Annotated in this window: 17 protein-coding genes; 14 read left to right on the top strand and 3 right to left on the bottom strand. The window is 33.9% G+C overall.

Annotation, left to right across the window (positions count from 1 at the left end; translation table 11 throughout):
- Positions 1 to 100 precede the first annotated feature (100 nt).
- The 3 genes from tldD to IPK14_08195 are packed head-to-tail and all read left to right on the top strand — an operon-like array spanning position 101 to position 3430.
- The gene (gene tldD / locus IPK14_08205; GenBank protein MBK7993399.1) at positions 101 to 1540 is read left to right on the top strand and encodes a metalloprotease TldD; all 1440 of its coding nucleotides are present in this window, start codon (positions 101 to 103) and stop codon (positions 1538 to 1540) included.
- A 22-nt stretch (positions 1541 to 1562) separates the two neighbouring features.
- Positions 1563 to 2921 (top strand): TldD/PmbA family protein, encoded by a 1359-nt coding sequence (locus tag IPK14_08200; protein MBK7993398.1) that lies wholly within the window; start codon positions 1563 to 1565, stop codon positions 2919 to 2921.
- Positions 2922 to 2926: 5 nt separating this feature from the next.
- Positions 2927 to 3430: a hypothetical protein gene (locus IPK14_08195; protein MBK7993397.1), complete on the top strand. Its 504-nt coding sequence runs from the start codon at positions 2927 to 2929 to the stop codon at positions 3428 to 3430.
- 83 nt (positions 3431 to 3513) lie between these two features.
- Here the strand turns inward: IPK14_08195 and IPK14_08190 are convergent, their stop codons facing one another.
- Together IPK14_08190 and IPK14_08185 are read right to left on the bottom strand one after the other, a co-directional pair.
- Positions 3514 to 4191: an ABC transporter ATP-binding protein gene (locus IPK14_08190; GenBank protein ID MBK7993396.1), complete on the bottom strand. Its 678-nt coding sequence runs from the start codon at positions 4189 to 4191 to the stop codon at positions 3514 to 3516.
- Between the two features lie 77 nt (positions 4192 to 4268).
- A complete protein-coding gene (locus IPK14_08185; GenBank protein ID MBK7993395.1) occupies positions 4269 to 5741 on the bottom strand; it encodes an HlyD family efflux transporter periplasmic adaptor subunit in 1473 nt (490 codons plus the stop codon).
- 343 nt (positions 5742 to 6084) lie between these two features.
- On the opposite strand from IPK14_08185, the gene IPK14_08180 reads away from it, so the two are divergent.
- The 5 genes from IPK14_08180 (at position 6085) to IPK14_08160 (ending at position 11535) form a co-directional block, all read left to right on the top strand.
- Entirely contained in the window at positions 6085 to 6534 is a 450-nt protein-coding gene (locus IPK14_08180) for a hypothetical protein (GenBank protein ID MBK7993394.1), read from the top strand.
- A gap of 269 nt (positions 6535 to 6803) precedes the next feature.
- Positions 6804 to 9791 (top strand): TonB-dependent receptor, encoded by a 2988-nt coding sequence (locus tag IPK14_08175; protein MBK7993393.1) that lies wholly within the window; start codon positions 6804 to 6806, stop codon positions 9789 to 9791.
- Positions 9792 to 9795: 4 nt separating this feature from the next.
- Positions 9796 to 10425: a hypothetical protein gene (locus IPK14_08170; protein ID MBK7993392.1), complete on the top strand. Its 630-nt coding sequence runs from the start codon at positions 9796 to 9798 to the stop codon at positions 10423 to 10425.
- A 275-nt stretch (positions 10426 to 10700) separates the two neighbouring features.
- Positions 10701 to 10979 carry a hypothetical protein gene (locus tag IPK14_08165; protein ID MBK7993391.1) on the top strand — a complete coding sequence of 93 codons (279 nt, stop codon included), beginning with the start codon at positions 10701 to 10703 and terminating at the stop codon, positions 10977 to 10979.
- Between the two features lie 148 nt (positions 10980 to 11127).
- The gene (locus tag IPK14_08160; GenBank protein ID MBK7993390.1) at positions 11128 to 11535 is read left to right on the top strand and encodes a hypothetical protein; all 408 of its coding nucleotides are present in this window, start codon (positions 11128 to 11130) and stop codon (positions 11533 to 11535) included.
- A 22-nt stretch (positions 11536 to 11557) separates the two neighbouring features.
- Here IPK14_08160 and IPK14_08155 read toward each other — a convergent pair whose 3' ends face one another.
- A complete protein-coding gene (locus IPK14_08155; GenBank protein ID MBK7993389.1) occupies positions 11558 to 12286 on the bottom strand; it encodes a ferritin-like domain-containing protein in 729 nt (242 codons plus the stop codon).
- A gap of 217 nt (positions 12287 to 12503) precedes the next feature.
- On the opposite strand from IPK14_08155, the gene IPK14_08150 reads away from it, so the two are divergent.
- From IPK14_08150 to IPK14_08125, 6 genes are all read left to right on the top strand, one after another.
- A complete protein-coding gene (locus tag IPK14_08150) occupies positions 12504 to 13166 on the top strand; it encodes a ferritin-like domain-containing protein (protein MBK7993388.1) in 663 nt (220 codons plus the stop codon).
- Between the two features lie 229 nt (positions 13167 to 13395).
- The gene (locus IPK14_08145) at positions 13396 to 14523 is read left to right on the top strand and encodes an HD domain-containing protein (protein MBK7993387.1); all 1128 of its coding nucleotides are present in this window, start codon (positions 13396 to 13398) and stop codon (positions 14521 to 14523) included.
- Positions 14524 to 14548: 25 nt separating this feature from the next.
- Complete coding sequence (locus IPK14_08140) at positions 14549 to 16336, top strand: protein kinase (GenBank protein MBK7993386.1); 1788 nt, start codon at positions 14549 to 14551, stop codon at positions 16334 to 16336.
- A gap of 22 nt (positions 16337 to 16358) precedes the next feature.
- The gene (locus IPK14_08135) at positions 16359 to 16502 is read left to right on the top strand and encodes a hypothetical protein (protein MBK7993385.1); all 144 of its coding nucleotides are present in this window, start codon (positions 16359 to 16361) and stop codon (positions 16500 to 16502) included.
- A gap of 254 nt (positions 16503 to 16756) precedes the next feature.
- Positions 16757 to 17941, top strand: coding sequence for a hypothetical protein (locus IPK14_08130; protein MBK7993384.1), 1185 nt, complete (start codon positions 16757 to 16759; stop codon positions 17939 to 17941).
- Entirely contained in the window at positions 17931 to 18443 is a 513-nt protein-coding gene (locus IPK14_08125) for a hypothetical protein (GenBank protein MBK7993383.1), read from the top strand. The genes IPK14_08130 and IPK14_08125 overlap by 11 nt, the downstream gene beginning before the upstream one ends.
- The last annotated feature ends 8 nt before the right edge of the window (positions 18444 to 18451 follow it).

Raw genomic sequence — 18451 nt, 5'->3', positions numbered from 1 at the left:
ATCAAAATTAATCTTAAATATCTGCGCTAAACACTGTTAAAAATAGTTATAGAGGGATTAAAATGCCAAAAGCATTCCATCACCTTAAGGAGCAAAAAGCATGAAAGAATCAGCAATAGAATTTTTTACCTCCCGGTTTAATATAAATTTATCTGAAATAGGACAATTACTAAGTACAGCACTTTCTAAAGGTGGAGATTATGCTGATCTTTATTTTGAATATCGCATTAGCAATTCTGTAATGCTTGATGAGCAGCTAGTTAAATCTGCTTCTAAATCAATCTCTCAAGGTGTTGGAGTACGTGTTAATGCTGGAGAAAAAACTGGTTATGCCTATACAGATGAAATTAGTTTAGAAAGCATTAAACGTGCAGCACTAACAGCAGCTTATATAGCTCAAAGTGCTAAAGAACAAACTACACCAATAAATGTTACTGCGTTAGCAAATAAACATAATCTCTACGCGGTTGCAGAACCTTTATCAGAAATTTCTGCTAGCCATAAAATTGAGTTAGTAAAAGAAGTTGACCAACTTGCCCGAAATTTTGATAAGCGTATCAGAGAAGTACAAGCAATGTTTGCAGATGAATATAAAATTGTAATGATTGCAACATCTGAAGGTGTTTTAGCAGGTGATGTTCAACCGCTTTCACGTTTTGGAATATCTTGTATTGCTGATGAAGACGGCAATTTACAAATGGGACGTGCTGGCGGTGGTGGTCGTTCGGGAATGGAGCTTTTCCAAACCGAATTAACACCTAAAAGACTAGCTGAAGAAGCAGCACGCCAAGCTATTATTAACCTAGAAGCCGTTGATGCGCCAGCAGGAGCAATGGAAGTAGTTTTAGGCCCGGGATGGCCAGGAATTTTATTGCATGAAGCCGTTGGGCATGGTTTAGAAGCTGACTTTAACCGTAAAAAAACCTCTGCTTTTGCTGATTTATTAGGTCAACGTGTGGCATCAGAGCTTTGCACAATTGTTGATGATGGAACAATACCTAATCGTCGAGGATCATTAAATATCGATGATGAAGGAAATCCCACAACTAGCACAGTTTTAATTGAAAAAGGGATTCTAAAAGGCTTTATTAATGATAAGTTAAACGCTCGTTTGCTAGGTGTCCCATATACTGGCAATGGTCGGCGCGAAAGCTATCAACATATTCCTATGCCGCGAATGACTAACACTTTTATGTTAGCTGGCACAGAATCAACAGAAGATATTATTCGCAGTGTAAAACGTGGTATTTATGCAGTCCAATTTGGCGGCGGCCAAGTAGATATTACTAATGGTAAATTTGTTTTTTCAACCTCAGAAGCATATTTAATTGAAGATGGAAAAATTACTGCACCTGTTAAAGGAGCAACCTTAATTGGTAATGGCCCTGATGCTTTAACTAAAGTAACTGCTGTAGGTAATGATATGGCTTTAGATCATGGAATTGGCACTTGTGGAAAAGATGGTCAAAGCGTTCCTGTTGGTGTTGGACTTCCAACAATTAAAATTTCTGAAATGACTGTTGGCGGTACAAAAAGCTAAATTATAAATACCTAAATACCTAATGGAGCAACTAATGAAAAATACTAAAGATTTTGCAGTATCACTAGTAAAAGCAGCAATGAATAAAGGTGCTAGCGCGGCAGAAGTAATGGTTGTAGAAGGCTCAGAATTTTCTGTTGGTGTTAGGTTAGGTGAAATTGAAAAGCTAAAAGATTCTGCTAGCCAACATTTAGGCTTAAGGGTGCTTTGGGAAGGCCGTCAAGCTGCTCTTTCTACCTCAGATTTTTCCCGTGAAGCCCTAGATCGCTTAGTCCAAGAAGCCGTTGAACTAGCTCAAATGACATCGGTTGATGATCAGCTTTGTTTGCCAGATGAAGCAGATTACGCAAAAGATTGGCCTGATTTAGCCCTTTATGACTCAGAACTTGCAACACTTGCAACAGATAAAAAAATTGATTTAGCTTTAGCCGTAGAAACCTCAGCTAAAAATACAGATCCTAGAATTGTAAATTTTGATGGAGGTGGGTTTGATGCTGCTTGTCGTGGTGTAATTATGGCTAATTCTGCTGGATTTGTTGGAAGTTATGAAGCTACAGCTTGTTCTTTAGCCATTGTTCCTATTGCGTCAGAAAATGGCAGTATGCAACAAGATTATTGGTATGACAATAAACGTAAATTTAACCAATTAGAAAGTGCTGAATCTATTGGTAGACAAGCTGCTAATAGAGCATTGCGTAAGTTAGGCGGACGTAAAGTTAAAACTCAACAAGTGCCAGTAGTTTTTGATCAACGAGTTGCGGCTAGTTTACTTGGTGATATTTTTCAAGCAATTTCTGGTGATTCAATTATGCGTAAGTCTTCTTTTTTAGTTGGCAAGTTAGAAGAAAAAATAGCTAGCGACTTGCTAACAATAATAGACGATGGACGAATTGCAGGCGCATTAGGTTCGCGTCCATTTGATAGCGACGGACTACCAACACAGCGCACAGAAGTAGTTAAAAATGGTCAACTAAATAGCTATTTACTTAATACTTACACAGCTAAAAAACTAGGCTTAAAGTCTACAGCCAATGCTTCAAGGGGTTTAAGTGGGCCGCCTACAGTGACTTGTAATAATTTCTTTATTGCAGCCGGAAAAAGTTCTCCAAAAGAAATAATTTCTTCGGTAAAAACTGGTTTTTTTGTAACCGATTTGATGGGTTTTGGTGTCAATATAGTTACGGGCGATTACTCGCGCGGTGCGTCTGGCATCTGGATCGAAAACGGCGAGCTAACTTTTCCAGTTGAAGAAGTTACAATTGCTGGTAACTTAAAAGAAATGCTAAAGCAAATAGAAATGGTAGGCAGTGATTTAGATTTCCGTGATCGTATCTCAGCACCAACGCTCAAAATAGAAAAAATGATTATTAGTGGAGAGTAAAAACTATGTTTGAGCAAGATTTAGGTAAACCAAAAGAAAAAGATAATAAAAGCGTAGTGATTATTTCTTTAGTATTAGTGCTTCTATTATCGATAGGTGGAATATTAGTTTATCGTTCTTTTGCAAATACCCCAAAAACACCGCCAACCCCAGGGCTAGCAGGAGCATTAAGAGCAGGTAGCCAAGGTTATGACGAGTATATTAAACAGGTAGTAATTACTAATCAGGAGCAGTTTTATTCTGCTAATGCTTTGGGTGGCAATGTACTTACAGCTAAAGGTAGAGTACAAAATCTTGGTAATCGAATGATTAAAGGTTTAGAAATACGTCTTGTTGCTTATGATATGGAATATAAACCTTTAGCACAGAGAGTATTTACACCAGTTCCAAAAGAAGCATCTGAAATATTAGCTAATGGAACACTTCCTATTACTTATTCAATAGGTAATGCGCCAGAAGAAAGTATGGTTAGAGAAATTAAACTAGAAGTTACAGGATTAATTTTTTAGCTATTAGTTTTTTGGTTATCAATAAATAAGCCTCGCTAAATAGTTTATTTAGCGAGGCTTATTAGAATTTAACAATCTTAAAGTTATCTAATTATTTCATCTTTAGCAATTCGCCCATCTCTAATAGATAAAACTCGATGAGCATGAGTAGCAACATCTGGTTCATGAGTAACTAAAATAATAGTGTTGCCTGCTTGATGAAGACGTTCAAACAAACCCATAATTTCTCTACTAGTAGCAGAATCCAGGTTTCCTGTTGGTTCATCAGCCAAAATAATAGAAGGGTTATTAACTAATGCTCTTGCAATAGCAACTCTTTGACGTTGACCACCAGAGAGTTCATTAGGTTTATGGCTCATTCTATGGGCTAAATCTACTTGTTCTAAAGCTTTTTTAGCTTTAGCAATTCGCTCGCTGCTAGAAACCCCACTATAAATCAATGGTAGTTCTACATTATGAAGTGCTGTAGCACGAGGGAGTAAGTTAAAAGTTTGAAAAACAAATCCTATTTCTTTATTACGAATATGTGCAAGTTCGTCATCATCCATCTTAGAAACTAGTTTGCTATTAAGCCAATATTGGCCTTGAGTTGGAGTATCTAAACATCCTATCAAGTTCATCAGAGTAGATTTACCAGAACCTGAAGGGCCAATAATTGCTACATATTCATTACGTTTTATTTCAAAACTAACACCAGCTAGAGCGTGAATTTCTTCATCACCCATTATGTAGGACTTCCACAAATTTTCTGTACGTATCAGGGTTTCTTTAGCACTATTTTGTTGAAGTTGTTTGGTAATATCTATTTTTGGTTCAGCTACCATACTAGTCGACATAATTACTTCTCGTCTTTCTCCTTATTGGCTTTGTTTGCAGACTCTTGTTTAATTTCAGTACCAGATTTTAAGTTTCGTAACTCACGAAATGGCCCAGTAACAATTTTATCAGATTCAGTCAATCCTTCAATTACTTCTATATCTGTATCACCAGTAATGCCTGTTTTAACAACAACAAATTCTGCTTTATTATCTTTTACTACATAAACACCTTGAACTTCTTCACGTTTTTTAGCTTGTTCTGTTTCCACTTTTTGTGCTTCATTAGCTGCTGGTTTTTCTTGTGCTTTTTTCTCTTCAGCCAAATCTTTAATCACAAGTGCTTGAAGTGGAATAGCTAAAACGCTGTTTCGTGTATCTGTAGTAACAGTAGCGGTAGCAGACATACCTGGACGGAGTCTATTAAGTGTTTCTAGGTTAGCTTTTAATTTTATTACAACCTTAAAATCTTTTGCTTCTTGGGATGTACTAGTTTGTGCAATAGTTTGACCTGAACGAGTAACAGCACTATGGCCTATTTCTGTTACTTCTCCATCAATTTCAGTTTCGCCTAAAGCATCAACTTTTACTTTAGCAGGTTGACCTGTTCTAACATTAGCAATATCGGTTTCATCAACTTTTACTTCAACATTGACATCTGCCATATCAGCAATCATAACTAATGGAGAGCTATTAAAGCTAGCTAAGACAAACTCACCTTCTTTGACTGGTAAACTAGAAACAACCCCATTAATAGGAGAATTTCTAATAGTTTTTGATAATTGGTCTTGGGCAGTAAATAATTGAGCTTTAGTTGCGCCAATACGTTCAACAGTAGATTTATATGTACTTTCTGAACGTTTTACAGCCGCTTCAGCATTTTTTAAGCTATCTTCTAATTGCTTAATTCTAGCTTTTTGGCTATCTATAGTTGCAACAGCTACATCTCTACGAGCTTTAGCAGCGTCAAATTGAGCTTTAGAAAAAACGCCTGCCTCTACCATATCAACAGATCTTTGATATTCTGCTTCAGCTAAAATTAAATCTGCTTGGGCGCGTTTAAGATCAGCTTCAGCACCTAAAATAGCATTTTTTGCACTATTAACATTATTTTCTGCTGCTCGCCATTCAATTTCCGCTGATCTAGCATTTTGTTCTTCTGATCTTAGAATAGCTTCCTGGCTAGCTGCTTGATTAGCTTGTATTGTAGGGTCAACTTTTAAGAGGGGTTGATTAGCTTTAACTACATCGCCTTCTTTTACATAAATATTTGTAACTCGGCCTGCAACTTCTGCTGTTAAATTATAAAACTTGACTGGACGTACTTCTCCAGAAGCAGTCACTTTAGATTCGAGGAGATCTCGTTTTTTTACAGGGGAAATTTGAACTTCGGTGACAGCTTTGTTGCTAGACATTACACTAGCTGTAATTACTGCACCAGCAATTATTACTACTAATAAAAAAACGCCTATTTTCTTTTTTCTACTAAATGCCATGATAGTTTTTGACCGCCTCCTTCGACGGGTTTAAGCTATTTTTTGTTATTTACTAGTTGCTTTTCCATCATAACCCAACTACTTACTTTTGGACAATTAGTGCTATGAGAAATAAAATTTGATAGAAAAACTTGCTAGATGGATAGGATTTTTGCTCTCCAGCCTTTACGACTCAATTTTAATATAGGTTTCAAGATCTTTCCCTGATCAAAAACTAAATTCGCCTTTATTTGATTTTTTCTTTTGCCAAATAAACTATTTCAAATAAAATAGTCAACTCTAAACTTATTAAACCTATATTTATATTAAAATTTTTATTCTAAAAATATTAGAGGTATTTTTTATGCCAATAGAAAGACGACGAATACAAGCAGAATATCGTGCAGGTAAACGATTTTTAGCTATGTTTATGGAAAAATATCCTTTATTAGGTCGAATTGCTTATTTATCCAAAGGTGAAGTAAAAAAAATTTATGTTAGAACTCTTTTTGTTGACTCTATGCCTGAAAAGGAAATACTTGATTTTGCTGGAGTAGTAGGTGGATTAATATCTCAACAAGAGGGTGTAGAAGTTTTACTTATTCCTGAAGAGCCTATCACTACTTTAGAACTTACAACAGATGAAGAAATGAAATCTATCCAGCAAAAAATTAGTGATTTTGTTCAAGTTTTATCTAAATTACGATTATTTAGCGATCAAACGGCACAACAACAAAAAGAGCAATATTTAGCTAGATTAAAAGCTTATTATGATGCACAGCTTAAATATTTATTAAAACCTAATAATGTTTAGTAAAATATTAAAAATAAAACCTAGCATTTTATATAAAATTTATTTAGAACAATATTAGCTTTATACAAGTAAATTCTCATTGTTCTGAGTTTTTGCATATTAATTTTAAGTTTTATATCCATCTTATTTTGATTTACCATTTATAATTAAATTTGATTTGCTTTTCTATGGTATTTTCATGTAAATTTAGCCATCCTGATAAAACACACTACAAATAAATAACTAATACCTTATTATCTCTGCCTATAAACGCAATTAGGTAAAATTATATGTCTCAAAAGTTAGTTTTGTTATTAAGTTTAATAGTATTTTTATTTATATTTTCCCCTCAAGCAATTATTGCTCAGTCTAGTTCCCCAACAAGTAGTTCAGTAGTTGGAATAGTAAGCGATACAACAGGCGCAGTAATAGTTGGTGCTAGCATTACACTACGTAATATTAGTACTAATTTAGAGCGCGAAACCCAAGTTAATGATCAGGGGTTTTACTCATTAACACAGTTACCTCCTGGTGAATATCAAGTTATTGTTGAAGCTAATGGATTTAGCACATCAAAAAATGAAAAACTTATTTTAAGTCTTGGGACTACAGCTTTATTGGATGTAACATTAAACCTTTCTCAGGAAAATAATGTAATTGAAGTAATAGATTCTGCAATAATTAATCAGGGCAAAACTGAAAGTAGCACCAATGTTGATCGTCAGACAATTGCAGATTTACCAATAAATAGACGAGATTTCTTAGAGTTTGCACTTACTTCAGCCCGTGTTACAAAAGATGCAAACCGTAGCCAAGGTGTACTAACAACTTCTGGTTTATCAATCAACGGGCAAAATCCACGAACAAATAATTTAACTATTGATGGTTTGTCTAACAATGAATTTGCTAGTGGTGGGAGATTATCACCTTTTAGCCAGGAAGCCGTCCAAGAATTTCAAGTAATTACCAATAGTTTTTCTGCTGAAATTGGGCGCACTTTAGCAGGCACAATTAATATTGTTACTAAAGGTGGAAGTAATGAATTAAAAGGTAATTTATTTTCACTTTATCGTAGTGATGAACTAAGTGCAAGGAATGCTTTTTCTGCTACAAACCCAGAATTTAAACAACATCAATTTGGGTCAACTCTTGGTGGTGCAATAAAAGAAAACAAAGCTTTCTTTTTCGCTTCATTTGAACGCCTGTCAATAAAACAAAACAATATTGTTACTATTTCTGATGAAACTTTAGCCTCAATTAGACGACAAGGTTTTTCTCAAAATAATGGAGCAATTCCTTTTTCAATTGCTAATACGGGGGTACTTTTACGCTCAGATTTTCTAGTTTCTAATAATGACACTTTATGGATACGCTATAACGGCAACACTTCATACAATGGGGCTTTAGAGCAGTTTGGTGGGCTAGTAGGTGATACGGCTGGCGGACAATTTAGAGCCAATGATAATTCAATTGCTCTAAACAACACTTATTTTAATAGCAATGGTTTAGTTAATGAGACTAGATTTATTTTTTCACGCTTAAACCGTAAAACTACGCCTATAGGAACACAGCCCCAAGTTCAACTTGTTGCCCCTGAAGGAACTATAAACATAGGTCAAAACATAGTTTTACCTCAACAAACTCGGCAAAGATTATATCAGCTAGTAAATAACACTAGTATTGGTTATAAAAATCAAAATGTAAAATTTGGGGTAGATTTAATTTATCTTCAATCACTCCCAGGGACTTTTATTCAGCAATTTGTTAACGGAACCTATAATTTTACCCCCCTAAATTTTAGTGAAATTACAGGAATTGCTGGACTACCAGATTTTACAGGCTTAGAAGCTTTTGACCCTAGTTTGCGTAGTTCTGAACAAAGAGCTTTTCTTAACTTTCTTGCTGCTAATCCAAATAATATTTTTCCAGGTCTACCCCCAGGACTACCTCTAGCCGATCTACCTATACCAAGGCTTTTTGCTCAAGGTTTTGGCAATGGTCAAGTTTCATTAAAAGCATTCTCTTTTGGGACATTTTTGCAAGATGATATAAAAATCAAGCCTAATCTAATCATTAAATTAGGTTTACGTTATGATATAAATAGAGTTACTAATATTCCTAATAACAGTGGAAATTTTAGCCCAAGGATATCTTTTTCTTATACCCCTAGCAAAACAAGTAACTTAAATATTAGTGGTAATTACGGTTTATTTTTTGGCCTACCAATTGGAGCTATTAGCGGGGTGTTAGATAGTTTTAAGAATGGCTTTCGCTCATTAACATTATTTCTACCTACTTCTGCTTTACCTTTAACATTGCCAGACAAAAGATTTCCTATTAGTAATGATTTGCCCACAGGAGTTCCTTTTATCCCTCAATTATCTTTTCAATCACAAATTGATAGGAATTTCTTAAGTAGCTATAGCCAACAAGCAAACTTAAATATTAGTTATTTATTAAAGAAAAATACTCAATTAAGCATAGAATATACTTTTGTTCGTGGTCTTAGGCTTATTTCAATGCGTGATATAAATCCTATAGTCCGGCCAATAGCAATTGATCCTATAGGTAGTTTTGTTAGCGGAAGAGTAGATCCAAGCCAAGGAACTCTTCTAAACATAGAATCAGCTTATGATAGCTATTATCATGCTTTAACTTTATCTATAAAACGTAGACTACAAAACAGAGCAGCCTTGCTTGCTAGCTACACTTATTCTAAATCTATTGATAACTCTAGTGACTTTAGTATTGTTATAGCTGAAGTAGGAAATCCATTAAAACCAGGTAGTGAAAGAGGTCTTTCATTACAAGATATTAGAAACAGACTAGTTTTTTCTGGTATTTTTGATATTAGTTACAATAAAAATTTTTTATTAAAAGATTTACAAGTATCTAGTATTATTACCCTAGAGTCGGGTAGACCTTATAATTTACTTGCAGGGGTAGATTTAGATTTAAGCGGTGATGCAAATCCAACAGATCGTCCAACTGCTATTGGCCGTAATGTGGGTATATTGCCAGGGTTTGCTAATATAGATCTTCGACTTATTAAAAGTGTAAAATTTCAAGAAAAATATAATGCTCAAATCATTTTTGAAGTATTTAATTTATTTAATCGAGTAAATATTAGTGATATAAATCGCACTTTTCCACCTGATAAAAATGGGAATTTTAACTTGCCTGCTCAGGAAAATGGACGCTTTATTGCACCAGTTGAACGCTTTCGAGGGGCTTTTTCTCCTCGTCAATTACAAATTGGATTAAAACTTTCTTTTTAATACTATGTTTACTAATTCAGATTTTGATAACTTATACAAAATGCTAGATTTAGCTATGGTGACAGAAGATTGCGGTGTTAAATGCGGCAAATTCTGTTGTGTTAGTCAAGATGGTAAAGTTGATAAAACTTTTCGCTACCTTCTACCAGCAGAAGTAGATTTTCTAGTTGCTAATAACTTTCATCACTACAATGATTTAGAAGATTTTATTTTTGTAATTCGATATGTTAGCAAAGATCCTAATAGTTGTGGTTGTGAAAAAGTTAGAGATTATCGCCCTTTTTGTTGTCGTATGTTTCCTTTTAGGCCAATAATTGATGAAAATCTTTGCCAAGTTACTGCAATAACAAAAGTTTCTGATTCTTATTTTACCCCTTGTTGGATAACAGAAGTTTTACCTCAGTGGCAGCAAGCAGCAATCAAAGCTTGGAATTATGTCTTATCTGATAGAGATAACTTAATATTTTATACTCAGTGTTATTTTTCATTAAAAAAAGGTGAAAGTTTTTCAGGCTCATTTTTAGAAGCAATGACAGTAGATGAAGAGTTTAGAGAACAAATTTTTAATATTCCAAACCTATCAAACACAATTTTATGGGAAAATACAAATAAGTTTTTTCAATATATTTTGTAATGCTTTCTAAAACCTAATGTTTTAAGAATTAATTTTATTTATCCTAGGAAAAAGTCTTAGCCAAAAAAACATTTTTGTATTACCATTCTATTTGCCCCAATCACGTCAAAAAATTTAACAGTGTTTCGAGGTTTTAAGCAAGTGACGGGTTGCCAACAATATTAAGTATTAAATTTTAATATTGTAATTAAAAAGGCAATTATTGGGGCACCAAAATTTTGTAGAATTCTTGCTGACCTCAAAACTTGTTTTGTAGTTAAAAACAAGGAGGCAATATGTTAGTGATTGAGAAAAATTATCTAGAAACTTATGCAGAAAAAGCACGCCAATTAGAAAAGCAAATCCAACAAACTACTACTACTACAAAACTTAGTGAACTTGCCCATGAGATAGCTACTTATCATAGAATTTTATCGGCCTATTTAATGTCTAGCAATCAACCTGATAAAGAAATTCTTGGCGAGTTACTACAAAAGTTTAGTCAAATTGAAACAGAAGTTTTAATTAAGTTTTATGGACGCGTTAGTTCTAGCCCTACTAATAAAGTGCTATAAGTATTAACACTATATTATTTATTTAGCGACCATGTTACTAGTAATTTGCTAGTAGTATGGTTTTAGTTTTTTCTACGGGATTTTATTTAGCAAAATTTTTAGATAACTAATAAAATTTGTCAAAATCTAATCTAGTGGGGAAAACAAAGTGGATCTACATTTAAGAATTTTAGAGCTTAGTTTAGATGCAAAAACTTGGATTGAATATATTTTGCAGCAAACTCATGAATCTATGCAAAATGATGGCACAGCAGAAATGACAGATGTTGCTAGTGGAGTTCAACGCTTAAGCGAAAAAGTAGAAGAAATGAAAAAAATCCTCGTGGAATATATGCCACAACCCGTTGTTATTGGAAATAGACAATATCCAAGCCTACAAGATGCTCAACAAGCTTTTCAACAAGATGACGGATACCCTAGCGAAACTTTACTAGGTAGATACTATGCGGTTGGCACTAAACAAAGTGGTTATGATATACAATTCCTTACTCGTGATCTTTATGAAAGAACACAAAGAGATCAAAAAGATTTGGAAATTATAGAGCTACAAAAATAGCTAATTTTCCAAATGACCTAAATTAAGCATTAAAATCCCAAGAAAACCCTTGAGGCATTGCTGGCATTGGCTCTTCTTCTAATGTTGGATAAGGCAATATTTGGTTGTCTTTATTGTTTTTATCCACAACAAATTTTAACACTGTACGAAGCACGCCAACGTGTTGAGTTTCTACAGGCAAAATAGTAATAATCAAATTTTGACCTTCTGGAGTTTTGAGCTTATTCTTAAAAGCATCAAGGTAAACTTTTGATGCAATTAATTCTAATGCCATGCCATAGCGAACAGCTTCAGACTCTTTCTTTAAGATTTGTGCTGGTATAGGGAATGTGCCTAGCCCTTTATAGTTAGCTACCTCACCACCTAATGCTTTTACAGCTTTAATTAAAGCTTCTCTATGAGCTAAATGGTCATCAGAAAATTGTGCAGTTACATCTAAAAGAGGTTTACTAACAAGAATTTTTTCTTTTTTTAAGCCTAAATAAGTATTTATAGCCCTTTGTTCTAGTTGAATTGCCATATTAGCAATAGCTATGTCATTAGCTTTTGGATCAACTTTTCCAGTAGAAGCCCCAGGTTCAGTTTTAGCCGCGCCTTTACCTTTGCCTTTTTGAGGCATATTAGCAACCATTGCTAAAGTAGGATTTAGTGCAGCACCAAGTGCATTAATTATTCCAACAGTTCCTGTCATTGCTGCCATTTTGAGCAGATCTCTACGTGCTATTTCAACCAAATTAATCTTTTTTTGCATTTGTTAAACCCCAGTAAGTTGAAGTCTGAAACTCTGACATTGCTCTCTTTAAGTAGGTTGGCGATATCATCATATATTATCGTGTTGTGTGCAAGCAGATTTTTTCATTATTTTGGAGATTCTACTTATTAAACTCCTTGCACACAAAGAGCTAAAAATAGATAATGTCATCTATCATAACTTAAAATCCCCAAACAAGCTTTTAAGGAGCATTTTCATGAGTAAGAGTGATGGTGTTGATCTTGAGAAAAGAAGTTTTATTCATAAATTAACTGGGGCTGGGGCTTTAACAATGCTAGCTCAAGTGCTTGGCCCGGCAGCTAATCCTAATCTAGCCGCAATTGCAGCACAAAAGCCTTCTAAAGGTGGAGATGTAGCTCTTCTTAATGAGGCAATTTTATTAGAGCAAAAAGCTGTAAATACTTATCAAGCCGCACTACAAGCAGATTTAATTAAAACACCTGCTTTAGTTGATGCTGCCTTTGCTTTTGTCATTGATCATCAATACCATCGGGAAACTATTTCACGTTTTGTTAGAGGGACTCTTAAAGCTACTCCTCCTATAACAGATGATAAAAAAATAGGTACTTTTCCTGTACCTGAATCAGTCTTAAAAGGCAAAGAAGCTGATGTTCTACGTTATGCACTAACTTTAGAAGTTATTGCATCTAAAACATATTTAGATTTTCTTAGTGGTAAACTAAATACCCCTGATGCTAAAGGGCTTATCGCTTCTATTTTAGCAGTAGAAACCCAACATGTAGCTGTTAGCCGCACTGCTCTAATGTTAGTACTTAAAGACAAAGGATTAGCAGAAGATAAACAATTAGTTCCTTTTCCATTTTTTAATGAACAACCCACTCCAGCAGTACCAGCTTAATTGTTAACAACAAAAACCCACCATTAAAGTAATAACCTTAGAGGTGGGTTGCTGTCTTTATAAATACTTCCGCCTTTTTATTTATTTATTCTAAAAATTCTTACAACTCCATTAATAGCAATTTGTTAAGCTTAGTTTTAGCGCAAAAATTTAGAACTTTTGCTATTATCTAACTGCCTTTATTTTTACTTGTGTCTAAGTTTCTAATAAATCATAGGTAGAAAAAACAATGTATAACCATCAAGACTTATTAAAAGAATTAAATGAAAACTTATCTTTAAACAAAAAATTAAATATTATTCATAGTGTCTTAAAACAAAAACTAGAATTTACTGACCGAATAGCGGTTGCACTTTATGACACTAAAACAGACCTCTTAAAAACCTTTATTTATAGCAGTAGTGAAGAACATCCCTTGACTTTTTATGAAGCCAAATTATCGGAGACCGCATCATTAAAAGAAATTGTTAATCTTAAACGGCCTAGAGTAGTTAATGATTTAGCTATTTTTGACCGTAACAAAGCTAAACATTCACAAAAAATTCTTGCTTCTGGCTATGGTTCTAGTTACACATTACCTATGTACTTAAATGGTACATTTTGGGGATTTGTTTTTTTTAATTCCTACCAGAAAAATTACTTCTCTGATGAAATTCTTTTTGACCTGGATATAATTGGGCATCTAATTTCTAGTATTACTACTAATGAGTTAAGAACCGTTAAAACAATGCTTGCTGCACTAAAAACGGCTAATGATATGGTGCATTATCGTGATCCTGAGACTGGCGGACACTTAAATAGAATGGCAAGATTTTCCCGTCTAATTGCCCAAGACCTGGCTCAACACGGAATTTATAAAATTACTGATGAATTTATTGAATGGATTTACGCATTTTCACCTATGCATGATGTTGGCAAAATAGGTATTCCCGATAATGTTTTATTAAAACCAGGAAAGCTTAATACAGAAGAGTTTGAAATTATGAAAACTCATACTCTTAAAGGTCAAGCTATAATTAATTCCATGATTGAAAATTTCAACTTAGAATCCTTTGATGGTATTGATATATTACGTAATATTGCAACTTGCCATCATGAAACAATGGACGGCCAAGGCTATCCCTTTGGACTAAAAAATGGAGAAATTCCTCTAGAGGCAAGAATAATTGCTGTTGCAGATATTTTTGACGCGCTAACTAGCAAAAGACCTTATAAACTGGCTTGGTCTAATGAAGATGCTTTTTCTCTATTAGAAAGACTAGCTAAAGATAAGTTGGATCAAAATTGTGTGTCAGCATTAATGCGCAATCAAGATAAAATTTTAGAAATACAAGTTAAATTTCAAGACACAGAATAAGCTAAAGTTTTTGGAGTAATAAACGATGTCAGAACAAGAAATTATAGCTAATTTACTTACAGAGCAAGATGTTAATTTAGTTAAAAAACTAATTGCATTACTACCAATAGCTTTAGTTTATAAAGAAGAAAATTTATTCTCTCCAAATCAAGCTACCTTAAAATTACTTGGGTATGAAAGCACAGAAATTATTACTTTAACTGATTGGCAAGAAAAAATTTGTGCTGCCAATAATTACAAAATAGAAAATGGTACTTCCCAAACTTTAGTATTAATCAAAAAAGATAACTCTCATTGTTTTTCATCTTTAACAATATACAAACAAGCTAATTTTGAAATTTGGCTGTTGCAAGACATTAGTTATTACTTAAGGATAGAGCAAATAGCAAAAGATAATGAAATACAAATGACTAGCATTGTTGATTCTGCTATGGATGGAATAATTAGTGTTAATAGAGAGCAAAATATTTTAGTTTTTAATAAAGCCGCAGAAGATATTTTTGGTTACAGAGCAGAAGAGGTAATTGGGAAGCCTCTAAATTTACTAATTCCACATCGTTTTCATCAAACACACCATAAACATATACATAAATTTGAAAAAACTGGTGTAAGTACCCGAAGAATGGGACATTTAGGAACAATTACAGGTCTAAAAGCCAATGGAGAAGAATTTCCTATTGAAGCCTCTATTTCTCAAGTAAAAATACAAGGTCAAATGATATACACTGTTATATTACGTGATATAACAGAACGCTTACGATTAGAAGAAGAACTAAAACAAGCCCAAGAAGAAAAATTAGCTCGAAAACAAGAACAATTACTAGAATCTTATAAAAAAGCAGATCAAATTTTTTCTGCTTTAGTAGAAATCCTACCCAACACAGTTTTAGATGGTAAATATCGATTAGAAACTAAAATTGGAAAAGGTGGTTATGGGGTTGTTTATCGAGCAACTCATTTAGCATTAAATCGTTTAGTAGCTGTAAAAATTTTTCGCCCTATAGCAGCTAATGAAAGCCAGGAAAATTTAAGTCGTTTTCGTTTAGAGGGTATTTCAACTTGTAGAGTTAATCATATCAACGCGGTTTCTATCTTAGATTCTGGAGTTTCTTTAGAAGGAATTGTTTATTTAGTAATGGAGCTTTTAGAAGGATATTCCTTAGCTACAGAACTAGAAGAGTTTAAAACTTTGTCTGTTAAACGCTGTTTAGAACTTTTAATCCCTACTTGCAATGTTTTAGCTGAGGCCCATCGTGCAGGAGTAATTCACCGGGATATAAAACCAGACAATATTTTTTTACATAAAAGCGGTGATACAGAAATAGTTAAAGTCGTAGATTTTGGTATTGCTAAGTTTTTAGATCAGTCTTCTGGAATGATAGATTTGCAAAATCTAACAGTACAAGGAATTATTCTAGGCACTCCAATATATATGGCTCCAGAAAGATTAAGTAATTCTTTTTATGATGGTCGTTCTGATGTTTATAGCCTTGGAATTATGTTCTATCAAATGCTATGCGGGCATCCCCCTTTTGAAATAGGATTAGGAGGGATTTTTTCTGTAGCAATTTCACATATTAGTGAAAAACCTCAAATGTTAACAAGCATAGATGCTGATATTCCTCTAGCTATAGAAGATATAGTAATGAGAACTTTAAGCAAAGAAGCCGTCTATCGCCCAAGTGCAGAGGAGCTATCACAAGAATTACAAAAGCTTTTACAATCACTTTCAGAAAAAGAATTAAATTATAACCATAACCTTAAGCATAAATCACGTACTAGTTCTACTACTACTGAAACTTTGGTTATTTAAGCAAACTTTTAGATTTTAGCTTATGAAAAACATATATTTACCTATTGCGTTAATTATTTTTCTTAGTGTTGCATTAGCTAGTGTTTTAGCTTCAATCAATGATGAGTTAAAAAAACCTTTAGACCTTAACTCTACTGAATATGTCAAGTCAATGTTACTAAAATAGGTGATCGTCATATTCGTTTACCTCTAGCATGGAATATTGAAGAAAAGCGTTGGTTTCACTTAAACGGTGGTTTTCTTGATCCTGATGGAACAGATTTTAATAAACATCTTTCGCTATGGGATGCTAATTGTATTTTCTGCCATAATGTTAAACCTAATCCTGGCTATGATTTACAACAACAGACATTTAATTCTAAAGTAGCAGAGCAAGGTATTGCTTGCGAAAGTTGTCACGGGCCAGCCAAAGAACATATCTTGCGTAATAGCAACCCTTTAAGACGCTATCTTTTATATTATTCTAGCCATTCAGACCAAACTATTGTTTCTCCTATAAAGCTACCTAAAGAAGCACAATTACAAGTTTGCGGTCGCTGTCATGGTCAAAGACAACCTAACCCAACAGAAAGAATAAAAGAGTTTATGACTACAGGAGATCCTTTTATTCCAAGTCATAACTTAAATAATTTTACTAAACCTCTTTGGATTGATAGTAAATTGCCAAGCATTGATTTATCTCTAAGATTTTGGGCTGATGGTACACCAAGACTAACAGCATATGAATACCAAGGAATTTTACAATCTGTTGATTATCAAAAAGGAAATTTAACCTGTCTTTCTTGTCACAATATGCACGGCGGTGATCCAAAAGGGATGATTAATCCAGAAATGCGAACAAACAAAGCTTGTTTACAATGTCATGAAAAATTCCAAAGCGATATTTCCGCACATACTAAACACTTGGCAGATAGTTCTGGGAGTAATTGCTATAACTGTCATATGCCAAAAATGGCTTATGGTATTTTGCAAGTCCATCGTTCTCATAGAATCCAAAAACCCGATCCTAGTCGTTCTTGGAAATATAAAATGCCTGAAGCTTGTACACTTTGCCATAATAATCAAAATGTAATTTGGGCAGCTAAGGAATTTAATAAAAAATATTCTAAATCAGAAATTTCTGATTTACCTACAGACACTCAATATGAAATAGCAGAAAATATCCGTGCTTTATTTGCTGGTGATGTGGTTCAACGAACTGTAGCATTATCAGCACTTTCTAGAGATGATCTTTACATTAAAAATCCAAAAGCCCAGCTTTGGACAATCCCTTTCTTTTTACTAGTAATGGAAAAAGACCGCTACCCAGCAATTAGACATTTTGCCTATCGTAGTCTAAAAACTGTTGTGGAAAGATTGAATCCCCTAATGACAGATCTAATTAAGCCAACCTCACAAATAGCTGTATTTGACCCACAATCTAACCCAGAATCCCGCCAAAAAATAATTAATCAGTGGGGTGATTGGTGGAATAGGTTAGATAAAAAGTTTTATCCTCATCCAGGCCCAGCTGTACCATTAGACGAAAATTTCCAAATTATTTCTTCTAAAATTGACTATTTATTAGCTAACCAACCTCAAGGAGAAATTTCCATTGGCGAATAAAGCTTCTAATTTAACAACTCCAACAAATATTAAAGAAAAAAATAATGAAATTAGTGAACCCTCTAAAACAGAGATAACTCCCTCAGAAACTATAAGTAGTAAAGACTTAAGCAAAAGACATAAGCGTTATGGATGGACTGCGCTTTTTCTATTTTTAAGTTTTGGCTCTTTGCTAGAAGGTTTACTAGGCTTTAAGTCTATAGGATTAGTAATGGATCCTTTGCGTAGAGAACTTTGGTCACTAGCACATTTTCATGGTGCAATGTTGGCGATTATCAACTTAGTTTATTCTCACTGGACAGAAAATATTAGCTCTAGTCAACAAAATATTGCTTCATGGTCATTGATTTTTGGCAGCATATTGCTGCCTCTAGGCTTTTTTTTAGGTGGGATAGCACATTTAGAAGCTGATCCTAGTTTAGGTATATTTTTAGTTCCTATTGGAACCTTAATGCTACTTTACACTATATTTTTACAAGTTATTAATAGTTGGAAAAAATAGGTAAGCTT

This window comes from Blastocatellia bacterium (assembly GCA_016713405.1).
Classification (GTDB): Bacteria; Acidobacteriota; Blastocatellia; order Chloracidobacteriales; family JADJPF01; genus JADJPF01.
Note: the sequence above shows the minus strand (reverse complement) of the source record. Positions and strands in the feature narration are given on the sequence as shown.